The following is a 19,249-nucleotide window of genomic DNA, read 5'->3' as shown; positions in this document are numbered from 1 at the left end:
GCGCGCAGAACAAGTTCCCGTTTCCGCTGCCGGGGAGGGCGGCTTTTGTCACCTTGACCGGGCGAGCAGCAGAAGCTGTCGTGGGCGGACAGCCCCTGCCGTGATGTCAGTCGGCGATGTAGGCGGTCTTGGTCTGGGTGAAGAATTCGACAGCGCCGAGCCCCATTTCCTTCGGCCCATAGGCGGAAGCGCCGCGACCGCCGAAGGGCACGTGATAATCGGAACCGACGGTCGGCAAATTGACCATCACCATGCCGCTGTTGCTGGCACGCATGAAGGCGCGGGCCTTTGCGTGCGAGCCAGTGAAGATGCCGGCGCTGAGACCGAACTCGGTGGCGTTGGCAATGCGTATTGCATCATCGAGGTCGGTTGCCTTGAAAACCGAGACGATCGGCCCGAAAACCTCTTCGCGGTTGATGCTCTGGCGCATGTCGCCGTCGAGAAAGATCGCCGGTTCGAAATAGTGGCCATTGGCCGGCGCCTCGAGCACGCGGCCGCCGAAGGCGTGGTGGGCGCCGTCGTAGGGAGCGGCCTCGGCATAACGCGACACGCGCTGCAACTGCGCCGCACTGACCAGCGGACCGATGTCGGAGGTAGCGTCGAGCGCGTGCCCGACACGCAGTTTTGCGGTGCGCTCCACCAGCCGCTCGACAAAGGAATCGTGGACGACCGCATCGACGATGATGCGGCTGGATGCCGTGCAACGTTGCCCGGTCGAATAGAAGGCGCCGCGCACGGCGGCATCGACGGCCTTGTCCTGGTCTGCGTCATCGGCGATCACCAGCGGGTTCTTGCCACCCAATTCGAGCTGCAGCTTGGCGCCGCGCACCACCGCTTGCGCAGCTATTTTGCCGCCCACGGCTCCGGAGCCGGTGAAGCTGATGGCGTCGACGCCGGGATCGGCGACCAGCGCCGAGCCCACATCACCGCCACCCATGACCATCTGGAAGACGCCGCGCGGCACGCCGGCTTCATGCAGGATGCTGGCCAGTTCCCAGGCAATCGCATTGGTCAGTTCCGACGGCTTGAGGATGACGCAGTTGCCATAGGCCAGCGCTGGCGCGCTTTTCCAGGCCGGGATCGAGAATGGAAAATTCCAGGGTGTGATCAGTCCGACCACACCGACGGCTTCGCGCCGGACATCGACGTCGACGCCTTTGCGCACCGAACGCAAACTGGCACCTGCAAGCCGCACCGCCTCACCGGCGAAATATTTGAAGGTATGGGCGGCTTTCGTCACCTCGGCGACGGCTTCCGGCAAGGTCTTGCCTTCTTCCCGCGCCAGCAATGTCGCCAGTTCCTGCGTGCGCCGGGCGATCGCGTCGGCCGCCCTGTCGAGAATGTCGAAGCGTTGCTGGGGGGACGTTTCCTTCCAATCGCCCAGTGCCTTGCGGGCAGCCGCCACCGCGTCGTGAACGTCGGAAGCGGTGGCCATTGCGAAGCGACCGATAACCTCGGTGGTGTCGGAGGGGTTGCGGCCCTCGCTGAAGTGCTCGGCTGAACGCCAGGCCCCGTCGATATAGTTGTTCCTGACCTGTGGCATGCATGAACCTCGCTGTGAACAGCGGCACGCTCGAAATGCGAAAGCCGCGCGCCTCTGTATGGCGCGGGCGTGGAAGAATATGCTGTCATTGCCATGCGGGGCTCGGACATCTTCTGCCATGGCGCCGGAAGCTTCGGGCTAACCTTGCGCCGACTGGCATTAGCTTGGCTTCTCGACACGCCGCGTCGGTTTGCGGCGAAAATGCACTCGCGATGGGACCCGATATGCGCATTGACCTTTTCGAACTCGAACGCAGCCAGTCGATCTGGGAAAACACGGTCGAATACAATCTGACCGAGAGCGGGCTGCATCCCTTCACGATGCGGGAACTGCTCGACCCGCACGAGATCGAAGCGCTGGTCGATCTGCCGCTGGGCTATGGCCACACCGAAGGCGAGCCGGCGCTGCGTGAAGCGATCGCCGCGCGCTATCCCGGTGCCGGCGCCGACAATGTGCTCGTCACGACGGGGTCGTCGGAGGCCAACATGCTGGCGGTGATGAGCCTGCTCGACAACGGTGATGAAGCCATCATCATCACGCCCAACTTCATGCAATTGCCGGGACTGGCGAAGGCGCTCGGCGCAAAGGTGCATCAGGTGCCACTCAGGCTTTCCGGCAGCCGCTGGATGCTCGATCTCGACGAGGTGGCGCGGGCGATCACGCCCAACACCAGGTTGATCTCGGTCTGCAACCCCAACAACCCCACCGGCGGCGTGCTTTCGGCCGACGAACGGTCAGGACTGGCGTTGCTTGCGACACGTCACGGCATCGCTCTTCATGCCGATGAAATCTATCGCGGCGCGGAACTCGCTGGCCCGGAGACCGAAACGCTTTTCGCGGCCGCTCCAGCCGGCGTGATTACCGGCGGCACGGCGAAGGCGATGGCGCTGGCCGGGCTGCGCATCGGATGGATCGTGTCGTCAAAGGACATCATCGAGAAGGCGATGCAGCGGCAGGATTATACGACGATCGGCAGCAACGCGCTTGGGCAGCGCATCGCGCTGTTTGCCCTGCAGCCGGAAAAGCGTGCACGGATCGTGGCGCGCAACCGGCGCCTTCTCGCCCGCAATCTCGATCAGCTGTCGCGGTGGGTAGCGGTGCGCTCGGCGATCTTCAGCTGGGTGCCGCCGCAGGCAGGCGCGATGGCCTTCCTGCGCTACGACCTTCCGGTCTCGTCGGATGATTTCTGCCGTCGGTTGCGCGAAACGCAAAGCGTGTTTGCGGTCGCGGGCAGCTGGTTCGGAATGGAGGGGCATCTGCGCCTTGGCATCGGCGGCGAGCCGGACCATTTCCGGGACGCCTTGCAGCGCATCGACCGTTTTCTCCAGGATGAATTCGCGACCGCGTGACGGCAGTGCTGTGAGGCCGGAAATGGCTCAAGCGGTGGCGAGAACACCGAGCTTCCTGCACACGGCCTTGGCGAGGACGATATCCTGAACGGCGACGCCGGTAAGGTCGACGATGGAAATATCGGCGACCTGCCGGAAAAGGCGGTCCGGTCCCGAGATGACCGCGCCAAGTTCCAGCACGCGCTCCGGCGAAAGCAAACCGCGGGCGATGGCGTGATGGATCTCACCGCGTTCGAAACATTGCGAGTGGCTGTCGGCGATGACGCTTGCCGCCTTGCCCAGCAAGGCGGCATCGACTTCGGATTTTTCAGGCGTGTCCGCGCCCATCGCCACGATGTGCGTGCCCGGCCGGACGTCGCCGCTCATCAGGTACGGTGTCCTTGAAGCGGTCGTTGTGACGATAAGGCGTGCGTGTGCGGCAAGTTCTGCCGGCGATGCCGCGGTCCTCGCAACGAAGCCAAGCGCTGCGATGTCGGCCGCGCAATTCTTGGCGTTCTCGGCATTCCGAGCCCAGATCAGCACATTTCTACACAGTGTCACCTCGCGCAGGAACTGCGCCTGCAGCCGCGCCTGATTGCCCGAGCCGCAAATGCCGATGCATTCGAGTTCGGCCGGCATCAACCATTTGGCGGCCACCGCACCGGCTGCGGCAGTGCGTATGTCGGTGAGGTGGCCCTCGTCTTGCAATATGGCCAGGAGTCTGCCGTCGTTGGCGCTGAACACCAGGACCACGCCGCCGGAAGAGGGGAGGCCGATGGATGGGTTTTCATAAAAGCCTGTGGCGATCTTGACGACAAAGACGCCGTCGCCGCGCACCGCGCCGTATTTGATATGCATCTCGCCCGGCGGCTGGTCGAACAGCAATTCGCCGACTGGCGGCACTGTGGCCAGACCTTGCGAATAAAGGCCAAATGCGGTCTCCATTTCCGCAATGACGTCGATGCCCGATAGGGCCTGCTTGATCTCAGACAGATGTATGACAGCGGTCATTTCAGCCTCCCGAACCTGGTCGCCCGTCATAGCTTCTGTCGGCGCTATTTTCTGTCGAATATGTGGGAACAACAGAATTTCACGGTCATCGTCAGCGGTCCGCTGACAAAGCCGGCGTCGATGCAGTTCGGCTACCCCGAACCTTACCAATCCGTATAAACTGGACGAACTGGCCGTAATCTTGATGCGGCATTCTGAGCTTGTGTCCGTTCCATTCGAAAGGTCGCAGCGATGGAAAACAGGCTTCGCAGGATTGCTCGGATTGTCCCCATCCTTGCCGCTACAATCTGCCTGGGGGTGGCGGGCGTGTTGGTTGTTGCGGTCGAGGCTACTTCGGCGCTTGCCGTCGAAAAGCCAGTTCCAATGGAAAAGAACCCGCCCGGCGACATTCCTGATACGCAGGTGTTCATCGACTATGCGGCGCCACAGGGGTTCACGCTGAAGGTTCCCGAAGGCTGGGCGCGCTCGGACCGCGCCGATGGCGCGAGTTTCGTCGACAAGTTCGACGGCGTCGTCGTCTCTGTGGCGAAGGCCGATGCAGCGCCGACCGTCGCGGCCGCCAAGACGACCTATGTTCCGGAACTCGAAAAGGCCGAACGCGCGGTCACAGTGAGCTCGGTGAAGGCGGAGGCTCTTCCGGCCGGAGCAGCGATCCGTATCGTCTACTCAACAAACTCGGAGCTCAATCCGGTGACCAACAAGCAGGTTCGCCTGGAGAACGAACGCTATTTGTTCTTCAAGGACGGCAAGTTGGTCACGCTGGAGTTTTACGCGCCCAAGGGTGCTGACAATGTCGACCAGTGGCAACTGATGTCCCAATCCTTCCGGTGGAAGTGACATGCACGCGCTGGATGCGTACGAGCTCTATCGCTTCTTCCACATCGGTGACGACGAGACAGCGGCGCTGCGCGGCGTCAGCCTGCAGGTATGTGCCGGCGAGATTGTCGCGGTGACCGGTCCTTCGGGCAGCGGCAAATCCACTTTGCTGGCCTGTCTGACCGGACTGGATGAGCCGGACGGCGGCCATGTCGAGGTGGCTGGCGTAAGGCTTACCCGTCGTTCGCAGGCCAACCGGGCGCGCCTGCGCAGGGCGAATTTTGGCATTCTGCTGCAATCCGGAAATCTGTTTCCGCACCTCACCGTGGAGCAGAATGTCCGCCTCCAGATGCAATTGGCCGGCAAGCCGGACGAAAAGCGGATTGCGCCGCTGCTCGACAGCGTGGGGCTTGTGGCCCGGGCTCGGGCGCTTCCAACCGAGCTTTCCGGCGGGGAGACCGCGCGCGCCGGTCTTGCGGTCGCCCTGGCCTGCGACCCGCCCATCCTCGTGGCAGACGAGCCCACCGCCGAAGTCGATCGCGACACGGAGCTGCGGCTGATTGCCCAGTTCGAAGCAAGGCGCGCCGCAGGACTGGCAACGCTGCTCGCCACTCACAGCAAGGCGTTGGCGCAACGAGCCGACCGCATCGTCCGGCTGAAGGACGGGAGGGTCGAAAATGGATGAAACGCTTGTTGTTGCAAGCGGTATTGGCCGTGACTTCCCAGACGGAACCGCCGGACGTACGACGGTGCTCCGCGATGTGGACTGTGCAATCAACTCAGGCGCCCGCATCGCCCTGGTTGGACCTTCGGGCAGCGGCAAGACCACCCTGCTGCACATCCTTGGCGGCCTGGACCGGCCGACCAACGGGCAGATCGAATGGCCCGGCCTTGGCCCGTTCGAGGACTTAAGGCCACGCTGGATCGGCTTCGTCTTCCAGTCGCCCAGCCTGTTTCCCGCATTGACCGCTGCGCAAAATATAAGCTTGCCGATGATACTGGCCGGAGAGCTGAGTTCCGCCGACCGAACTGCGGCTCTTCTGCTGGACACCTTCGGCCTTGACGAATTGGCGGACAAGCTGCCGGAGGAATTATCCGGCGGGCAAGCGCAACGCATAGCGATGGCAAGAGCGCTCGCCATCGGACCGAAACTCATCCTTGCCGATGAACCGACCGGGCAACTCGACAGCGTCACCGCCCAGCTCTTCTTCGATACCGTGCTCAGCCACTTGGAAAATACGGGCATTGCGCTTGTGGTGGCCACGCATGACGAGGCTGTCGCCGCCAGGATGGCAACGCGCTGGACCATGGAGCACGGCCGGCTGACCTTGCAGTCCCTTCAAACCGGGGCAAGTTGATGCTGCTCCTGTGGATCAGGGGCGTTCTAGCCCATCGACAGCTGCGCGTCGCGGGCGCGGCGGCGGGCGTTGCCCTGGCGACGGCGCTGTTGGTGTCGATGGTGCTTTTCCTTCTCAACGCGAGCGCTTCCATGACCGCGCGCGCGATATCGACCGTGCCCGTCGACTGGCAGGTCCAGGTGATACCTGGCGCCGATGCTAATGCGATCGGCAAGGCACTGGCCGAGACCTCTCGGGTCAAGGCCGTTCACCGCGTGCAATTCGCCGATATCGACGGCTTCCAGGCGCAGACCGGGGGCACCACGCAGACTACGGGGCCGGGCCAGGTCATCGCCTTCGACGGCGATTATGCAAGCGACTTCCCCGCCGAGATCCGCCCCCTGTCCGGGAGCAGCAGGGGCGCCCTCATCGCGCAGCAGACAGCCGCCAATCTTCACGTCGGTCCCGGAGACACGGTGACGATCAAACGCATCGGACTTGCGCCGGTCGACGTCATCATCGCTGGCGTGGTCGACCTGCCCGATGCCGACTCGCTGTTCCAGGTCGTTGGCCTGCCGTCGCAGGCTGCCCCGCAAGCGCCGCCGGACAATGTGCTGATACTGCCACAAGGCCAGTGGGAAAGCCTGTTCGACGCGCAGCGCCAGGCGCGCCCGGACACCGCGCGCCTGCAACTGCATGTGCGGCTGGCGCGTGACGTCCTGCCGGCCGAACCGGTTTCGGCATTCACTGTCGTGACAGGCATGGAGAAGAATTTCGAGGCCAGGGTCGCAGGCCAGGCGCTGGTCGCCGACAACCTCAGCTCGCGCCTCGGCGCGGTACGCTCGGACGCGCTCTACGCCTCGGTACTGTTTCTGTTCCTCGGCCTGCCTGGCGTGGCGCTGGCGGTGGCGCTGACCTTTGCCATAACCGCCTCGGGCGCCGCACGCAGGCGCGCCGAACAGGCACTGCTGCGTGTCCGCGGCGCCACGACGCAACAAATCCTCTCGCTGACTGCCGCCGAGGCCGCTGTCGCGGCGGTTGGCGGCACGGCGTTGGGGACGGTGGCGGCGCTGCTGTTCGGCCTTGCCGTTCCAGGTATGGGTGCAAGGGCCGCCATCGCCGACCCGGCGCTTGCGCTCGCCGTTCTGACCGGCCTGCTCCTGGGTTTCGCGGCCTTCCTGCTGCCCGTGTGGTGGGAACTGCGCCGGAATGATCCCAATACGGCGCGCCGCTCGGTCGAGCGCTACAAGACGCCGCTGTGGCGGCGGCTATGGCTGGATGTGCTGCTGCTCGTTGCCGCCGGGCTCCTTTTCTGGCTGTCGGCGAGTACCGGATACCAGGTCGTCCTTGCGCCCGAAGGCGTCGCCGCGACATCCGTGGACTACAAGGCCTTCATCGCACCCGCGCTGTTCTGGCTGGGTGCTGCGCTGCTGACCATGCGGCTTTCGGCCAATGTCGTCGCGCGCAATGGCCCGGTGCTGCGCACGATCGTGAGGCCTGCCGCCGGCCCGCTGGCGGCGATCGTCTCGGCCGCACTGTCGAGGCAGTCGCGACGCCTGACCATTGGCATCGCCATGACCGCGCTGGCGATTTCCTTCGCCACGTCGACGGCGATCTTCAACACCACATACAACGCCCAGGCGCGCGTCGATGCCGAATTGACAAACGGATCGGATGTCACCGTGTTCGGCACGGCCGACAAGCCGGCCGGTTCGCACCTGGCGATACTGGCCTCGCTGTCGGCAACGGCGTTCGCGCAACCCATGCAACATCGCTTCGCCTATGTCGGTGCCGACCTTCAGGATCTCTATGGCATCGACCCCGCGCGTATCGGAAGCGCGACCAGCCTGTCCGATGCCTACTTCAGCGGCGGCAGTGCCGCCACTGTTCTGGCAAAACTTGACGCCACGCCCAACGGCGTTCTGGTGTCGGAAGAAACCGTGAAGGATTTCCAGCTCCAGGAGGACGACACGATCAACCTTAGGCTCCTCGATTCTCGCGACCATCAGTATCACCCGGTGCCCTTCAAGTTCATCGGTGTCGCGCGCGAATTCCCGACCGCGCCAAGGGACTCGTTCCTCGTCGCCAATGCCGCCTACATCGCCAGCGTGACCGGCACGGACGCCGCCGAATATGTGCTGATGAAGGCCAAGGGCGATCCCACCATGCTGGCGCAACAGGTGAGGGGGGCGCTCAAGGCCGATGCATCCCTGAAAGTCACGAACATCGGTCAGGCAGCCCACCTCATCGGTTCGAGCCTGACCGCTGTGGATCTTGGCGGGCTGACGACAATCGAGCTCGCCTTCGCCGTTGTTATGGCAGCCGCAGCCGCCGGGCTCATGCTGGCTTTGGGTTTCATTGAACGCCGCAGGAACTTCGCCATCCTCAACGCCGTCGGCGCAAAACCCGGACAATTGGCGGCCTTTCTATGGGGCGAGGCTATTGTCGTGATCGTCGGAGGGTTTGTCTTCGGCCTCCTGTCCGGTGTCGTCATAGCGTGGATGCTGGTGAAGCTTCTGACCGGCGTGTTCGATCCGCCGCCCGAGGCGCTGTCGATCCCCTGGCTTTATCTTGGCGTCGTTCTGTGTCTCGTGGCCGTTTCGGTCGGCGCTGCCGTGCTGTTCGCAAGACCGTCGGCCGGTCATGACGCCGAATATTTGCGGGACTTCTGAAGTCTCGAGCTGTCATCCTAGGGGAACGGAAAGGCGCCGATGGACCTCTTATTTTGTCCCGCACCGAGCGCATGCTCTTCAATTTTGTCGTGGGTTATCTGATCGCTGAATTCGCCAAAGCAAGGCCGCTTGCCTGGGTTTGTCGTCACTCCCGCTTAACGTCCTTCGCCACCTTGGCCTAATGTCCCGGTCAGGCCTTTTTTACTATCGTCAGTTTGAAGATATGCACGTGCAAGGGCGGGCTCGTATGCCGGACGCAACTGCACACGGCTACTGTAAGCGTCAGCCAGGGAATGAGGCGCACCGCTACGTCTATATCAGTCCAAAACCGACTTACTTTTGCTGCAACGTGAACGACAGCGTCGCCCCTCATCCCAGCTGTTAGCCCAGTTTCGCCATCAACCGAAGGCAGTCTTCGCCCGAACGATCATCGCGGTGGCAATCGCGACGAAGAGCGCTCATTACAACTTCGCGGATGCCGTGCTATGCGGCATCGACACAGAGACCATGATCATGACCGACGACGCATTGCCCATACACCCCGCGCTTGCTTCCGCCCTCGAGGCGAAAGGTTACAACCAGTTGACGCCGGTGCAGATGGAGATGGCGAATGGCGGGCATGGCGAGGCCGACCTCCTGGTTTCGGCGCAGACCGGCTCGGGCAAGACGGTTGCCTTTGGCATCGCGATCGCCTCGACCCTGCTTGGGCGCGCCGAACGCTTTCCGGCTGCCGGGCGGCCGCTCGGCCTCATCATCGCGCCGACACGCGAACTCGCCATCCAGGTGCAGCGGGAACTCGACTGGCTCTACGCGGCAGCCGAGGTCAGGATCGCGACCTGCGTCGGCGGCATGGACATGCGCAGGGAGCGCCGCGCGCTGGACAGCGGCGCCCATCTCGTCGTCGGCACGCCGGGACGCCTGCGCGACCATATCTCCAAGGGCGCGCTGGACCTTGGTGCGTTGCGCGCCGTGGTGCTGGACGAGGCCGACGAAATGCTGGACCTCGGTTTCCGCGACGACCTCGAATTCATCCTCGGCGCGGCGCCCGATGAGCGCCGGACACTGCTGTTTTCGGCAACCGTGCCGCGTGGCATCGCGGAACTTGCCAGGAATTTCCAGAAGGACGCGGTGCGCATCGCGGCGACCGCTTCCACCGAGCAGCATGCCGACATCGAGTACCAGGTGATGCTGGTGCGGCGCGACGAGCGCGAACATGCCGTCATCAACACGCTGCTGGATTCCGGCAGCGCCAGTGCGCTGGTGTTCTGCCATACGCGCGAGGCGGTGCGGCACCTGACCGCGCGGCTGGCCAATCGCGGCTTCTCGGTCGTCTCGCTGTCGGGCGAGATGGCGCAGTCGGAGCGCTCGAACGCGCTGCAGTCGATGCGCGACGGTCGCGCTCATGTCTGCGTGGCGACCGACGTGGCGGCGCGCGGCATCGACCTACCGAACCTCGACCTCGTGATCCACGCGGATGTGCCGAGCAATCCAGCGACCCTGCTCCACCGCTCCGGCCGCACCGGGCGTGCAGGCCGAAAAGGCGTCTGCGTGCTCATCGTTCCCGAGACCAGGCGCGGTGCCGCGCAGCGTGTGCTGGCGCTCGCCAAGCTGTCGGCCACAATGCGTGGCGCGCCTAGCATCGCCGAGATCGAGACCCGCTATCGCACCCAGATCCTCGACGCGGCGCTTGTCGCCGCCGAGCCGGACGAGGCGGAAGCGGCGTTCGTGGCGGAACTGCTGACGAAGGCAAGTCCGGAGCGCATTGCCACGGCCTTCCTGCGCCAGCAGCTTTCCGTCCGCCCGGTGCCGGAGGACCTCTTGCCGCTGCCGGTCCACGACATGCAGGCGAGGAAGCCCAAACGCGACAAGGAAAACCGCGAAAGGGGGATCGACGAAAGGCGCGACGCCGAACCGCGACGCCCGGACATGGAGGGCGGCGTCTGGTTCACGCTGTCGCTCGGGCGCAAGCAGCGCGCCGACCCGAAATGGCTTCTGCCGATGATCTGCAGGGCCGGCGGCGTCTCGAAACGCGATGTCGGCTCGATCCGGATCGACGACATGGAAACTCGCTTCGAGATTTCCGCCGACAAGGCGGCGGGGTTCAGAGAGCAGATCAGCCAGCCCGGCAGCCTCGAACGAGGCATCGTCATCGCGCCGGCCGGTGAGGCGCGCGAGACATCGTGGCGGGCGAAGCCGAAATTCGGCAAGCGCGCCAAGCCGGAGTTCAATAAGGGCGGAAAGCCGGGCAAGAAGCCCGCGCACCGCGGCCAGGCCGCGCCTGCGGATCGCGACCGCAAGCACAAGGGCAAGCCGAAGCGTCCAGGCTGAGGCGTGGGGTGCGGTCATCCGTGCCGGCTGGCGTTTCTTGGCCAGTTCGCTCGACGTATTTGGTATAGCCACCGCCATAGGTGTGTAGCTCATCCGGGTTGATTTCCAGCGCGCGGTTGGATGTTTCGGGGAGGAAATGCCGGTCGCGGCTGACGAAGAGCGGCGGGCTCTCGTAGCATGGTAGTACGCGGCAATTCTTCTCGATCTCGTTTTCCAGAGAAGCCGAGGCAGCCAGCTATCGCAGCGACGCGTGGCCAACTGGCGATAGTGAGTCTTCCAGGAACTGCAACACCGTGCTGTCACGCTCAAGCACTTCCATCAGGGGCCGGAAATAGCCCGTCCTAACGCCCGGGCCGCGCGAGACGGTACTCTCATCGAATTCGGACGCGCAGGCGACCAATTTCAACGTAGGTCAATGTTGCAGCCAGAGATTGGTAACCCGATAGACATTTGGACTTCAAACCGGATTTACCAAGGCAGCTAGCTGCTTAGAGCAGCCCATCATGTGCTTGTTCTTATCATCTGCCACCGACGTGGTCCGGAATGTACTTAAGCGGCTTGTAGGGACGGCAGTTTCTACCGCCACACAGGGTGCACACTTTCTTGGTGCGAGCTTGCCGTTCGTGTGCGCTGAAAGGGCAAAATTCGCCCCTAAGCTTTCGGGACAGCGCGTCTTGGGCGCTGGAGCTTCGGGCTACTGGCGCGATGCATAGGCGGTTTTACCAACTGTTTCGCTACCTAGTCGTCGGCATGACAAATTCACCTTCAGCGCATTTCGGTGGGCTGCTATATCCTGATCGTTGTCAGCTCGGCATAAAAGCGCAAAGTCGGGGGCCACATGGGATGGTCGCAGAAGAGCAATGCCTTGTAACCTCCGAACGAATGAAGCTATGCTGAGGTCGAGAGAGTGGGGCGGTAGGTACCAAAATCTGGCGCCAGCGGCCTTGATCGCCGCCTCAACAACAAGCTCACGAAGATCGTTCGAAAGGGCCTGCATTGTCAGATGATGGCCTCTGCCCAGCCAACACCTTGAATCACAAACCAGCCCAACCGGGAGTCCCCGCGACTCTCGTGAAATAGGAAACACTCTCTAGGCCTGCCGGTCGAGATCGAACTTACCGTCGAGGTTGCTGAACAGACGCTCATCTGGTCGGTGCGTGGGGCCGTCCAGAGTGCAGAGATTGCTGCAAAGGTTGGTGCCGATCTCAATGGGTGCGAGGTCCTCAGGCAGAGCGCACAATGATCTCAGGAGTGGCATCATGGCTTGTATCGCGCTGGCTCACTCGAACTGGATGTTCTCCTTGAGCAGGACCTCGATGCGGATCCGCTCTTGCGAGGCCAGAGGTTCGCGATGGTCGGAGCGGGCCCGCATGATGCGCAGCGCGCTGCGCACCGCGTGGCCTGGGTCCTGCGCGATCACGGCGTCGATGCGCTCGTCCATCAGTGCCTGTTCGCTGAATGGGGTACGCTCATGCACGATGACGGTGAGGGGGCGGCCTCCTTGCGTATTCCAGACCGCGGTGAGTGGCCCCCGCGCTTCCGAGCTCAGTACATAGACGGCGACCGTATCGGGATTGTGTTGGAGGGTGCGCCGGATGATCAGATCGGCGCGCCTTTCGTCGGCATAGGTTTCCAACGACGGCAGGCTCACCAGGTGTGGGAACTGGGCGTTGATGATGCTGTCGAAGCCGAGGCGGCGCTGGATGCTGTCCAGCGCCATCATGGTTTCGGCCACGACCATGATCTTGCCGGGCCTGTCTCCGATGAAGCGGCCTGCTATCTTGCCGGCGGTTGCGCCGGCTGCAAAATTGTCGACGCCGACATAGTCCGCGCTCTCCAGCCGCTCCTGGCCTGAGAGGAACTGCACCACCTTGACGCCCCTTTCCACGAGCCGCAGCAGCGCGTCGCGTACCTGCGGCGATTCCGGCGCCATGACGGCAACGCCGTCCACTGCATCATGGTCGATACCTGTGAGGTATTTGGCGACTTGGTGCGGGTCGCTCATCGCGATCTGTTCGGCCTCGACCTCGGTCGAATCGGTGCGCAACGCTTCCTTCGCCTCGCTGACCCGGGCGATGAGTTCAGCGAGATACTGGTCGCCCGAGGTTGGCAGGACAAAACGGAAGCGATAGGTCTTGTTGCGCGCCAGTGCCACGGCGGCAGGGTTGCGCACGAAGCCGATTCGTTCGATCGCCTCGGCCACTTTCCTCGCCGCTTTGGAGCTGACATTCGGCCGCTCATTGAGCACGCGGTCGATGGTGGCGAGGCTGACGCCTGCGGCTTCCGCCAGGTCTTTCGTGGTTGGCCGCACCGTTCAGATCTCATTTCCAGATTCGAACCAGATTTCTCCAACAAAAGCAGTCGAAAAGCAAGAATTGAGGTGCGTACCTCAAAAATGACTTGCATTGAGGTGCGCACCTCAATTATGACTCTCGCCGTGGTCGCCCAGGAGGATCGGCGCGAGCCACAGGCGGCGCGGAGGAGTATGGGCCCGCCGGGAGCGTCATTCCGCGTCAGGTGCCCATAACGGGCGTTTCACCCTTCCGATGGAGGTCGGAAGGAGGGGCAGGGAGGTCCCAGTCATGAATTTTCGCCATATCGGATCATTGGCCGCGTTCGGCGTGTTTTTGGCCGCCGGAGTTGCCGGCACTGAGCAAGCCAGGGCAAAGGACTTGACACTCTGCTGGGCCGCCTGGGACCCGGCAAATGCGCTCGTCGAACTCAGCAAGGACTTCGAGGCCAAGAGCGGCATCAAGATGAAGTTCGAATTCGTGCCATGGCCGAATTTTGCCGACCGCATGCTCAACGAGCTCAATTCCGGCGGCAAGCTCTGCGACCTCATGATCGGCGACAGCCAATGGATCGGCGGCGCCGCCGAGAACGGCCAGTACGTCAAGCTCAACGATTTCTTCGACAAGGAAGGAATCAAGATGGACGACTTCATTCCGGCGACCGTCGTGGGTTATGCCGAATGGCCGAAGAATACGCCGAACTACTGGGCGCTGCCGGCCTTCGGCGACGTCGTTGGTTGGAGTTATCGCAAGGACTGGTTCGCGCGTCCCGAGTTGCAGGCGGAGTTCAAGCAGAAATATGGCCGCGACCTCGCCGTGCCGAAAACCTTTGCCGAGCTGAAGGACATCGCCGAATTCTTCCAGAAGCGCCAGATCGACGGCAAGACGGTCTATGGCGCGGCGATCTATACGGAGCGCGGCTCCGAAGGCATCACCATGGGTGCCATGGATGTGCTCTACAGTTTCGGTTTCCAGTATGAGAATCCCGCCAAGCCCTATGAGCTGCAAGGCTACGTGAACTCCGCCAAGGCGGTGAAGGGCCTTGAGTTCTACAAGCAGCTCTATGACTGCTGCACGCCACCCGGCCATTCCGACGCCTACATGTCCGAGGACATCGATGCCTACAAGTCGGGCCAGGTTGCCTTGCATATGAACTTTGCCTTCACCTGGCCAGGTATCAATGCCGACGCCAATGTCGGCGGTGGCAAGTCGGGCTATTTCCCGAATCCGGCAGGCCCGGACGGCGTCGCCTTCGCCCAGCTTGGCGGCCAGGGCATTTCCGTGGTTTCCGCATCGGAGAAGAAGGACGATGCGCTCGCCTACATCAAGTGGTTCGCCCAGCCGGAAATCCAGCAGAAATGGTGGCAGATGGGCGGCTATTCGGCGCTGCGCAAGGTGGTGGAAGATCCGAGCTTTGCCACCAGCCAGCCCTATGCGCAGACCTTCCTCGACTCGATGGCGATCGTGAAGGATTTCTGGGCCGAGCCCGCCTATGCCTCGCTGCTGCAGGCTGCGCAGAAGCGGTTCCATGATTATGTCGTCGCCGGCCAGGGCTCTGCCCAGGATGCACTCGACGGCCTCGTCAAGGACTGGACGCAGGTCTTCGACGACGAAGGCAAGTACTGACCGCCATAATGGCGTGTCCCGCATCCTCCCAGCGGCCATGGTACGGTACGGAGCCGGGACCAGTCCGGCTCCGTCGCCGCACTGTTGATAATCAGGGGACTATCAATGTTGCATTCACCGGTGGATCGGGTCGCCGAGGCGACGCCGCGTGCAATTGCCAGGCGCATCAAGGGCCTGTCGGATCGCTCGCTTGCCTGGCTCTTCGTCGCACCGTCGATCGTGCTCCTACTCGCGGTCAATATCTTCCCGCTGATCTGGACGATCCGGCTGAGCTTCACCAATTTTCGGGTCAATCGCCCCAATGCCGAGGTCGAGTTCGTCGGCCTCAAGAATTACCTGAGCATCTTGTCCGACCGGGATATCTGGCTGTCCATGCAGGCGACGGCCCATTTCCTGATCTGGACGATCGTGCTTCAGGTCCTGATCGGCTTCACGCTCGCGTATCTGATCAACAAGAAGTTCCGCGGCAACGATCTCTGGACGACAATCATCGTGTTGCCGATGATGCTGAGCCCCGCCGTGGTCGGCAATTTTTGGACCTTTCTCTACCAGCCGCAGATCGGCCTCTTCAATTACGCGGTCGGCTTTCTCACCGGCGCCGATCCGTCCTCCTTCTCGATGATCGGCGACGTATCGCTGGCGCCATGGGCGATCATCATCGTCGATACCTGGATGTGGACGCCCTTCGTCATGCTGATCTGCCTCGCGGGCTTGCGTTCCATTCCAGCGAGCATCTACGAGGCGGCCGAATGCGACCGTGCCTCGAAGTGGCGGCAGTTCTGGACGATCACCATCCCGCTGGTCCTGCCATTCCTGATGCTCGCCGTGCTCTTCCGGGGCATCGAAAACTTCAAGATGTTCGACCTCGTCGTGCAGCTTACCGGAGGCGGGCCGGGCTCCATCACCGAGCTCACTTCGATCAACCTGAAGCGTGAAGCTTTCGAGAAGTGGCGCACGGGTTATGCCTCGGCCTATGCCGTCATCCTCTTCGTGACCGTTTTCGGCCTGGCCTCGATCTACGTGAAAGCTCTGAACAAGGTGAAACAGCGATGAGCAGCTATTCCGTCACCGAGCCGTCGCCGCGGCAGAAATGGTCCGCTGGAATCCTGGTGGTTCTCTATGCGCTGATCACGATACTGCCGCTGGTCTGGATCATCGGCACGAGTTTCAAGTCGCCGTCTGACGCCATCGCCTATCCGCCCAAGACCTTCTTCACGCCGACGGTCGAAGGCTACGTCAACGTCTTCACCACGCGCACGCGCCTTTCCGAGGATCAGCTTAAGGCGCTTGGCGAACCACAGACCTGGTACGACAAATTGGTGCGCAAGGACGGTCTTGTCATTTCTGGCCCATCGCGCTTTGCCGAACGCTTCACCAATTCGGTGATCATCGGTTTTGGCTCGACCGTGCTCTGCATCGTTTTGGGCACGGCCGCAGCCTATGCCTTCTCGCGTTTCAAGGTGCCTTTGAAGGATGATCTTTTGTTCTTCATCCTTTCGACGCGCATGATGCCGCCGATCGCGGTCGCTATTCCCATCTTCCTGATGTTCCGCTCGCTCGGCCTCAGCGACACCCATGCCGGCATGATCCTGCTCTATACGGCGGTCAACCTGTCGCTCTCGGTCTGGCTGCTCAAGGGGTTCATCGACGAGATCCCGGTCGAGTATGAAGAGGCGGCGCTGATCGACGGCTACACGCGCTTCCAGGCTTTCTACAAGGTGGTGCTGCCGCAGGCCGCGACCGGCATCGCCTCGACAGCCATCTTCTGCCTGATTTTTGCCTGGAACGAATATGCCTTTGCCGTGCTGCTGACCTCGGGCAACGCCCAGACGGCACCGCCCTTCATCCCGACGATCATCGGCGTTAGCGGCCAGGATTGGCCGGCCGTTGCCGCGGGCGCGACCCTCTTCCTCGTGCCGGTCATGGTGTTCACCATTCTCCTGCGCAAACACTTGCTGCGCGGCATCACCTTCGGAGCCGTTCGCAAATGACCAGGTTCTTCGACGGATTGTTGCAATTTCGGCGTGGCGCCTGGGAGATGCTGGCATCGGTGCTGATCGCGGCGGGCGTTGTCATGCTCATGCAGCCTTTCGCGCTCGCGCTCTATTCCTGGTCCTTCATCGTAACCTTGGCCGGCACGGTGATGTTCATCATCGTCAGCCATTTCCCGGAGTAGGCCGATGGCGCAGATCAGAATCCAGAACGTGTGCAAGGAATTCGGCCCCTTCACAGCCGTTCAGTCCTCGAGTTTCACCATCGAGGACGGCGAGTTCTTCATGCTGCTCGGCCCGTCCGGCTGCGGCAAGACGACGACGCTGCGGATGATGGCCGGTCTCGAACTGCCGACGTCGGGCGAGATCTTCATCGACGGCGAGGAAGTCGGCATGAAGCGGGCAAGCCAGCGCGACATCGCTTTCGTATTCCAGATGTTCGCGCTCTACCCACACATGAACGTGCGCAGGAACATTTCCTATCCGCTAGTCAGCCAGGGGATGAAGCGCGAGGAGGTCAGGACACGTGTCACGGAAGTCGCCCGCATCCTCAGGATTGAGCACATCCTCGACAAACCCGTCGGTGGGCTTTCCGGTGGCGACCGCCAACGCGTGGCGCTCGGCCGGGCCATCGTGCGGCGGCCGAAGGCATTCTTCATGGACGAGCCGCTCGGCGCACTCGATGCCGAGTTCCGCGAACATATGGCCGAGGAACTCAGGGCACTGCACGATCGCATGGGCGCGACCACCGTCTATGTGACGCATGACCAGCTGGAAGCCATGCAGATGGGCGACAAGATCGTCGTCATGAACCATGGCGTGGTCGAGCAGTTCGGCCGGCCGCAGCAGATCTATGACTGGCCGGCGACGAAATTCGTCGCTCAGTTCATCGGCTCCCCGTCGATGAACTTCCTCGATTTCGAGGGCATGATCGGCATCAACGGCAACAGCGTCGATCTCGGCGGCATCAAGGTCAAGGTGCCTGCCGCGCGCGAAGGCCGCGCCGGTCGCCTGACGCTCGGCGTGCGGCCGGAGCATGTCAGTTTCCGGGACGATGCCGTCTATCGCGGTCGTGTCAGCGCCGTCGAATATCTCGGTACGACCCAGATCGTGACGCTGGCGACCCAACACGGCGAACTGAAGGCGCGCATTTCCTCGGCGCGGACGGTGCGCGAGGATGATCTGATTGGGCTGGACTTCGATACACGCACGCTATCGCTCTTCGATGCGGAGACCGGCAAGGCGCTCATCTCCGAAGCCAATGAAGGAGTGCAGGGACATGGCTGAGGTCGTCCTTGAAAAGGTGACGAAGACCTTTGGCGGCACAGTCGCGCTCGACAATGTGTCGCTGACAATTCCCAACGGCGCCTTTGTCGTGCTGCTCGGTCCGACAGGAGCTGGCAAAACGACGATGCTGCGCATGGTCTCTGGTCTCGACAAGCCCGACAGCGGAGAAGTCTATCTCGGCGGTCGGTCGATGAAGGGATTGTCGCCGGCCGAGCGTAACGTCGCCATGGTCTTCCAGCAATATTCCCTTTACCCGCATCTGACGGTTCGCCAGAATTTGGAGTTCCCGCTGAAGTCACCGCTGCTGAAGACGCCGCGAGACGTCATCGAACGCAAGGTGAAGGAGGTCGCCGAGGTCCTGCAGATCGCCCACAAATTGGACAACAAGGCGACGGCGCTGTCGGGTGGCGAGATGCAGCGCGTCTCGATCGGCCGGGCGCTGGTGCGCAATCCTGAAATCTTCCTGATGGATGAACCGCTGAGTTCGCTCGATGCGAAGCTACGTGCGGATTTGCGCATCGAACTGAAGCGCATCCAGGCGAAATCGGGCGCCACCCTGCTTTATGTCACCCACGACCAGATCGAGGCGATGACGATGGCAACCCATGTCGGCGTGCTGAACGAAGGCAAGCTCGTGCAGTTCGGCTCGCCGCGCGAGGTCTATGAACAGCCGGTCAGCGTCTATGCCGCGACCCGGCTCGGCCAACCACGCATCAATGTGCTGCCGGCCGATCTTTTCGCCGGAGCGCCGGCGAGCGCCAAGAGCATTGGTCTGCGGCCCGAGCACATCGCGCAAGGCGAGGGCGAGGAGGCACTCGTCAAGCGCGTCGAGCATCTCGGCGACCAGACGCGCCTGCATCTCGCCTTCAAAAAGCACGACCTCATCACCGTCACCGACACACATTCGCCACTTAGGGGCGGCGAGACCATCCGCATCCAACCGTCGCGGCCGCTCTATTTCGACGCGGTTGGCATGCGGCTGGCTTGATCCGCTCGCGCTTAGCTTCAGGAGAATTTCC

Annotated in this window: 15 protein-coding genes; 12 read left to right on the top strand and 3 right to left on the bottom strand. The window is 62.6% G+C overall.

Features of this window, described 5'->3' with window-relative positions:
- Positions 1-106 precede the first annotated feature (106 nt).
- Positions 107-1,543, bottom strand: coding sequence for an aldehyde dehydrogenase family protein (locus AB4136_RS19350; protein WP_024923603.1), 1,437 nt, complete (start codon positions 1,541-1,543; stop codon positions 107-109).
- A gap of 224 nt (positions 1,544-1,767) precedes the next feature.
- On the opposite strand from AB4136_RS19350, the gene AB4136_RS19345 reads away from it, so the two are divergent.
- Positions 1,768-2,892, top strand: a complete 1,125-nt coding sequence (locus AB4136_RS19345; protein ID WP_024923602.1) for an aminotransferase class I/II-fold pyridoxal phosphate-dependent enzyme — start codon at positions 1,768-1,770, stop codon at positions 2,890-2,892.
- A 27-nt stretch (positions 2,893-2,919) separates the two neighbouring features.
- Here the strand turns inward: AB4136_RS19345 and AB4136_RS19340 are convergent, their stop codons facing one another.
- Complete coding sequence (locus AB4136_RS19340) at positions 2,920-3,882, bottom strand: hypothetical protein (protein WP_024923601.1); 963 nt, start codon at positions 3,880-3,882, stop codon at positions 2,920-2,922.
- Positions 3,883-4,188: 306 nt separating this feature from the next.
- Between AB4136_RS19340 and AB4136_RS19335 the strand changes: the two genes are divergently transcribed.
- The 5 genes from AB4136_RS19335 (at position 4,189) to AB4136_RS19315 (ending at position 11,035) form a co-directional block, all read left to right on the top strand.
- The gene (locus AB4136_RS19335; protein WP_244431121.1) at positions 4,189-4,719 is read left to right on the top strand and encodes a hypothetical protein; all 531 of its coding nucleotides are present in this window, start codon (positions 4,189-4,191) and stop codon (positions 4,717-4,719) included.
- Between the two features lies 1 nt (position 4,720).
- Complete coding sequence (locus AB4136_RS19330; protein ID WP_024923599.1) at positions 4,721-5,383, top strand: ABC transporter ATP-binding protein; 663 nt, start codon at positions 4,721-4,723, stop codon at positions 5,381-5,383.
- Complete coding sequence (locus tag AB4136_RS19325) at positions 5,376-6,056, top strand: ABC transporter ATP-binding protein (protein ID WP_024923598.1); 681 nt, start codon at positions 5,376-5,378, stop codon at positions 6,054-6,056. The genes AB4136_RS19330 and AB4136_RS19325 overlap by 8 nt, the downstream gene beginning before the upstream one ends.
- A complete protein-coding gene (locus AB4136_RS19320; protein WP_024923597.1) occupies positions 6,056-8,707 on the top strand; it encodes an FtsX-like permease family protein in 2,652 nt (883 codons plus the stop codon). Before AB4136_RS19325 ends, AB4136_RS19320 begins: the two co-directional genes overlap by 1 nt.
- A 513-nt stretch (positions 8,708-9,220) precedes the next feature.
- A complete protein-coding gene (locus tag AB4136_RS19315; protein ID WP_024923596.1) occupies positions 9,221-11,035 on the top strand; it encodes a DEAD/DEAH box helicase in 1,815 nt (604 codons plus the stop codon).
- A gap of 1,279 nt (positions 11,036-12,314) precedes the next feature.
- Here the strand turns inward: AB4136_RS19315 and AB4136_RS19310 are convergent.
- The gene (locus AB4136_RS19310) at positions 12,315-13,346 is read right to left on the bottom strand and encodes a LacI family DNA-binding transcriptional regulator (RefSeq protein ID WP_024923595.1); all 1,032 of its coding nucleotides are present in this window, start codon (positions 13,344-13,346) and stop codon (positions 12,315-12,317) included.
- A gap of 271 nt (positions 13,347-13,617) precedes the next feature.
- Between AB4136_RS19310 and AB4136_RS19305 the strand changes: the two genes are divergently transcribed.
- The 6 genes from AB4136_RS19305 (at position 13,618) to AB4136_RS19280 (ending at position 19,218) form a co-directional block, all read left to right on the top strand.
- A complete protein-coding gene (locus tag AB4136_RS19305; RefSeq protein WP_024923594.1) occupies positions 13,618-14,952 on the top strand; it encodes an ABC transporter substrate-binding protein in 1,335 nt (444 codons plus the stop codon).
- A gap of 105 nt (positions 14,953-15,057) precedes the next feature.
- Positions 15,058-16,005 carry a carbohydrate ABC transporter permease gene (locus tag AB4136_RS19300; RefSeq protein WP_024923593.1) on the top strand — a complete coding sequence of 316 codons (948 nt, stop codon included), beginning with the start codon at positions 15,058-15,060 and terminating at the stop codon, positions 16,003-16,005.
- Positions 16,002-16,943, top strand: coding sequence for a carbohydrate ABC transporter permease (locus AB4136_RS19295; protein ID WP_024923592.1), 942 nt, complete (start codon positions 16,002-16,004; stop codon positions 16,941-16,943). Before AB4136_RS19300 ends, AB4136_RS19295 begins: the two co-directional genes overlap by 4 nt.
- A complete protein-coding gene (locus AB4136_RS19290; protein ID WP_024923591.1) occupies positions 16,940-17,128 on the top strand; it encodes a hypothetical protein in 189 nt (62 codons plus the stop codon). The genes AB4136_RS19295 and AB4136_RS19290 overlap by 4 nt, the downstream gene beginning before the upstream one ends.
- Before the next feature lie 4 nt (positions 17,129-17,132).
- Complete coding sequence (locus AB4136_RS19285) at positions 17,133-18,230, top strand: ABC transporter ATP-binding protein (RefSeq protein WP_024923590.1); 1,098 nt, start codon at positions 17,133-17,135, stop codon at positions 18,228-18,230.
- On the top strand, positions 18,223-19,218 hold the full coding sequence (locus AB4136_RS19280; RefSeq protein WP_137900845.1) for an ABC transporter ATP-binding protein: 996 nt from the start codon (positions 18,223-18,225) through the stop codon (positions 19,216-19,218). The genes AB4136_RS19285 and AB4136_RS19280 overlap by 8 nt, the downstream gene beginning before the upstream one ends.
- Positions 19,219-19,249 lie beyond the last annotated feature (31 nt).

This window comes from Mesorhizobium sp. 2RAF21 (assembly GCF_052115345.1).
Classification (GTDB): domain Bacteria; phylum Pseudomonadota; class Alphaproteobacteria; order Rhizobiales; family Rhizobiaceae; genus Mesorhizobium; species Mesorhizobium terrae.
This window is presented reverse-complemented; position numbering and strand designations above follow the sequence as displayed.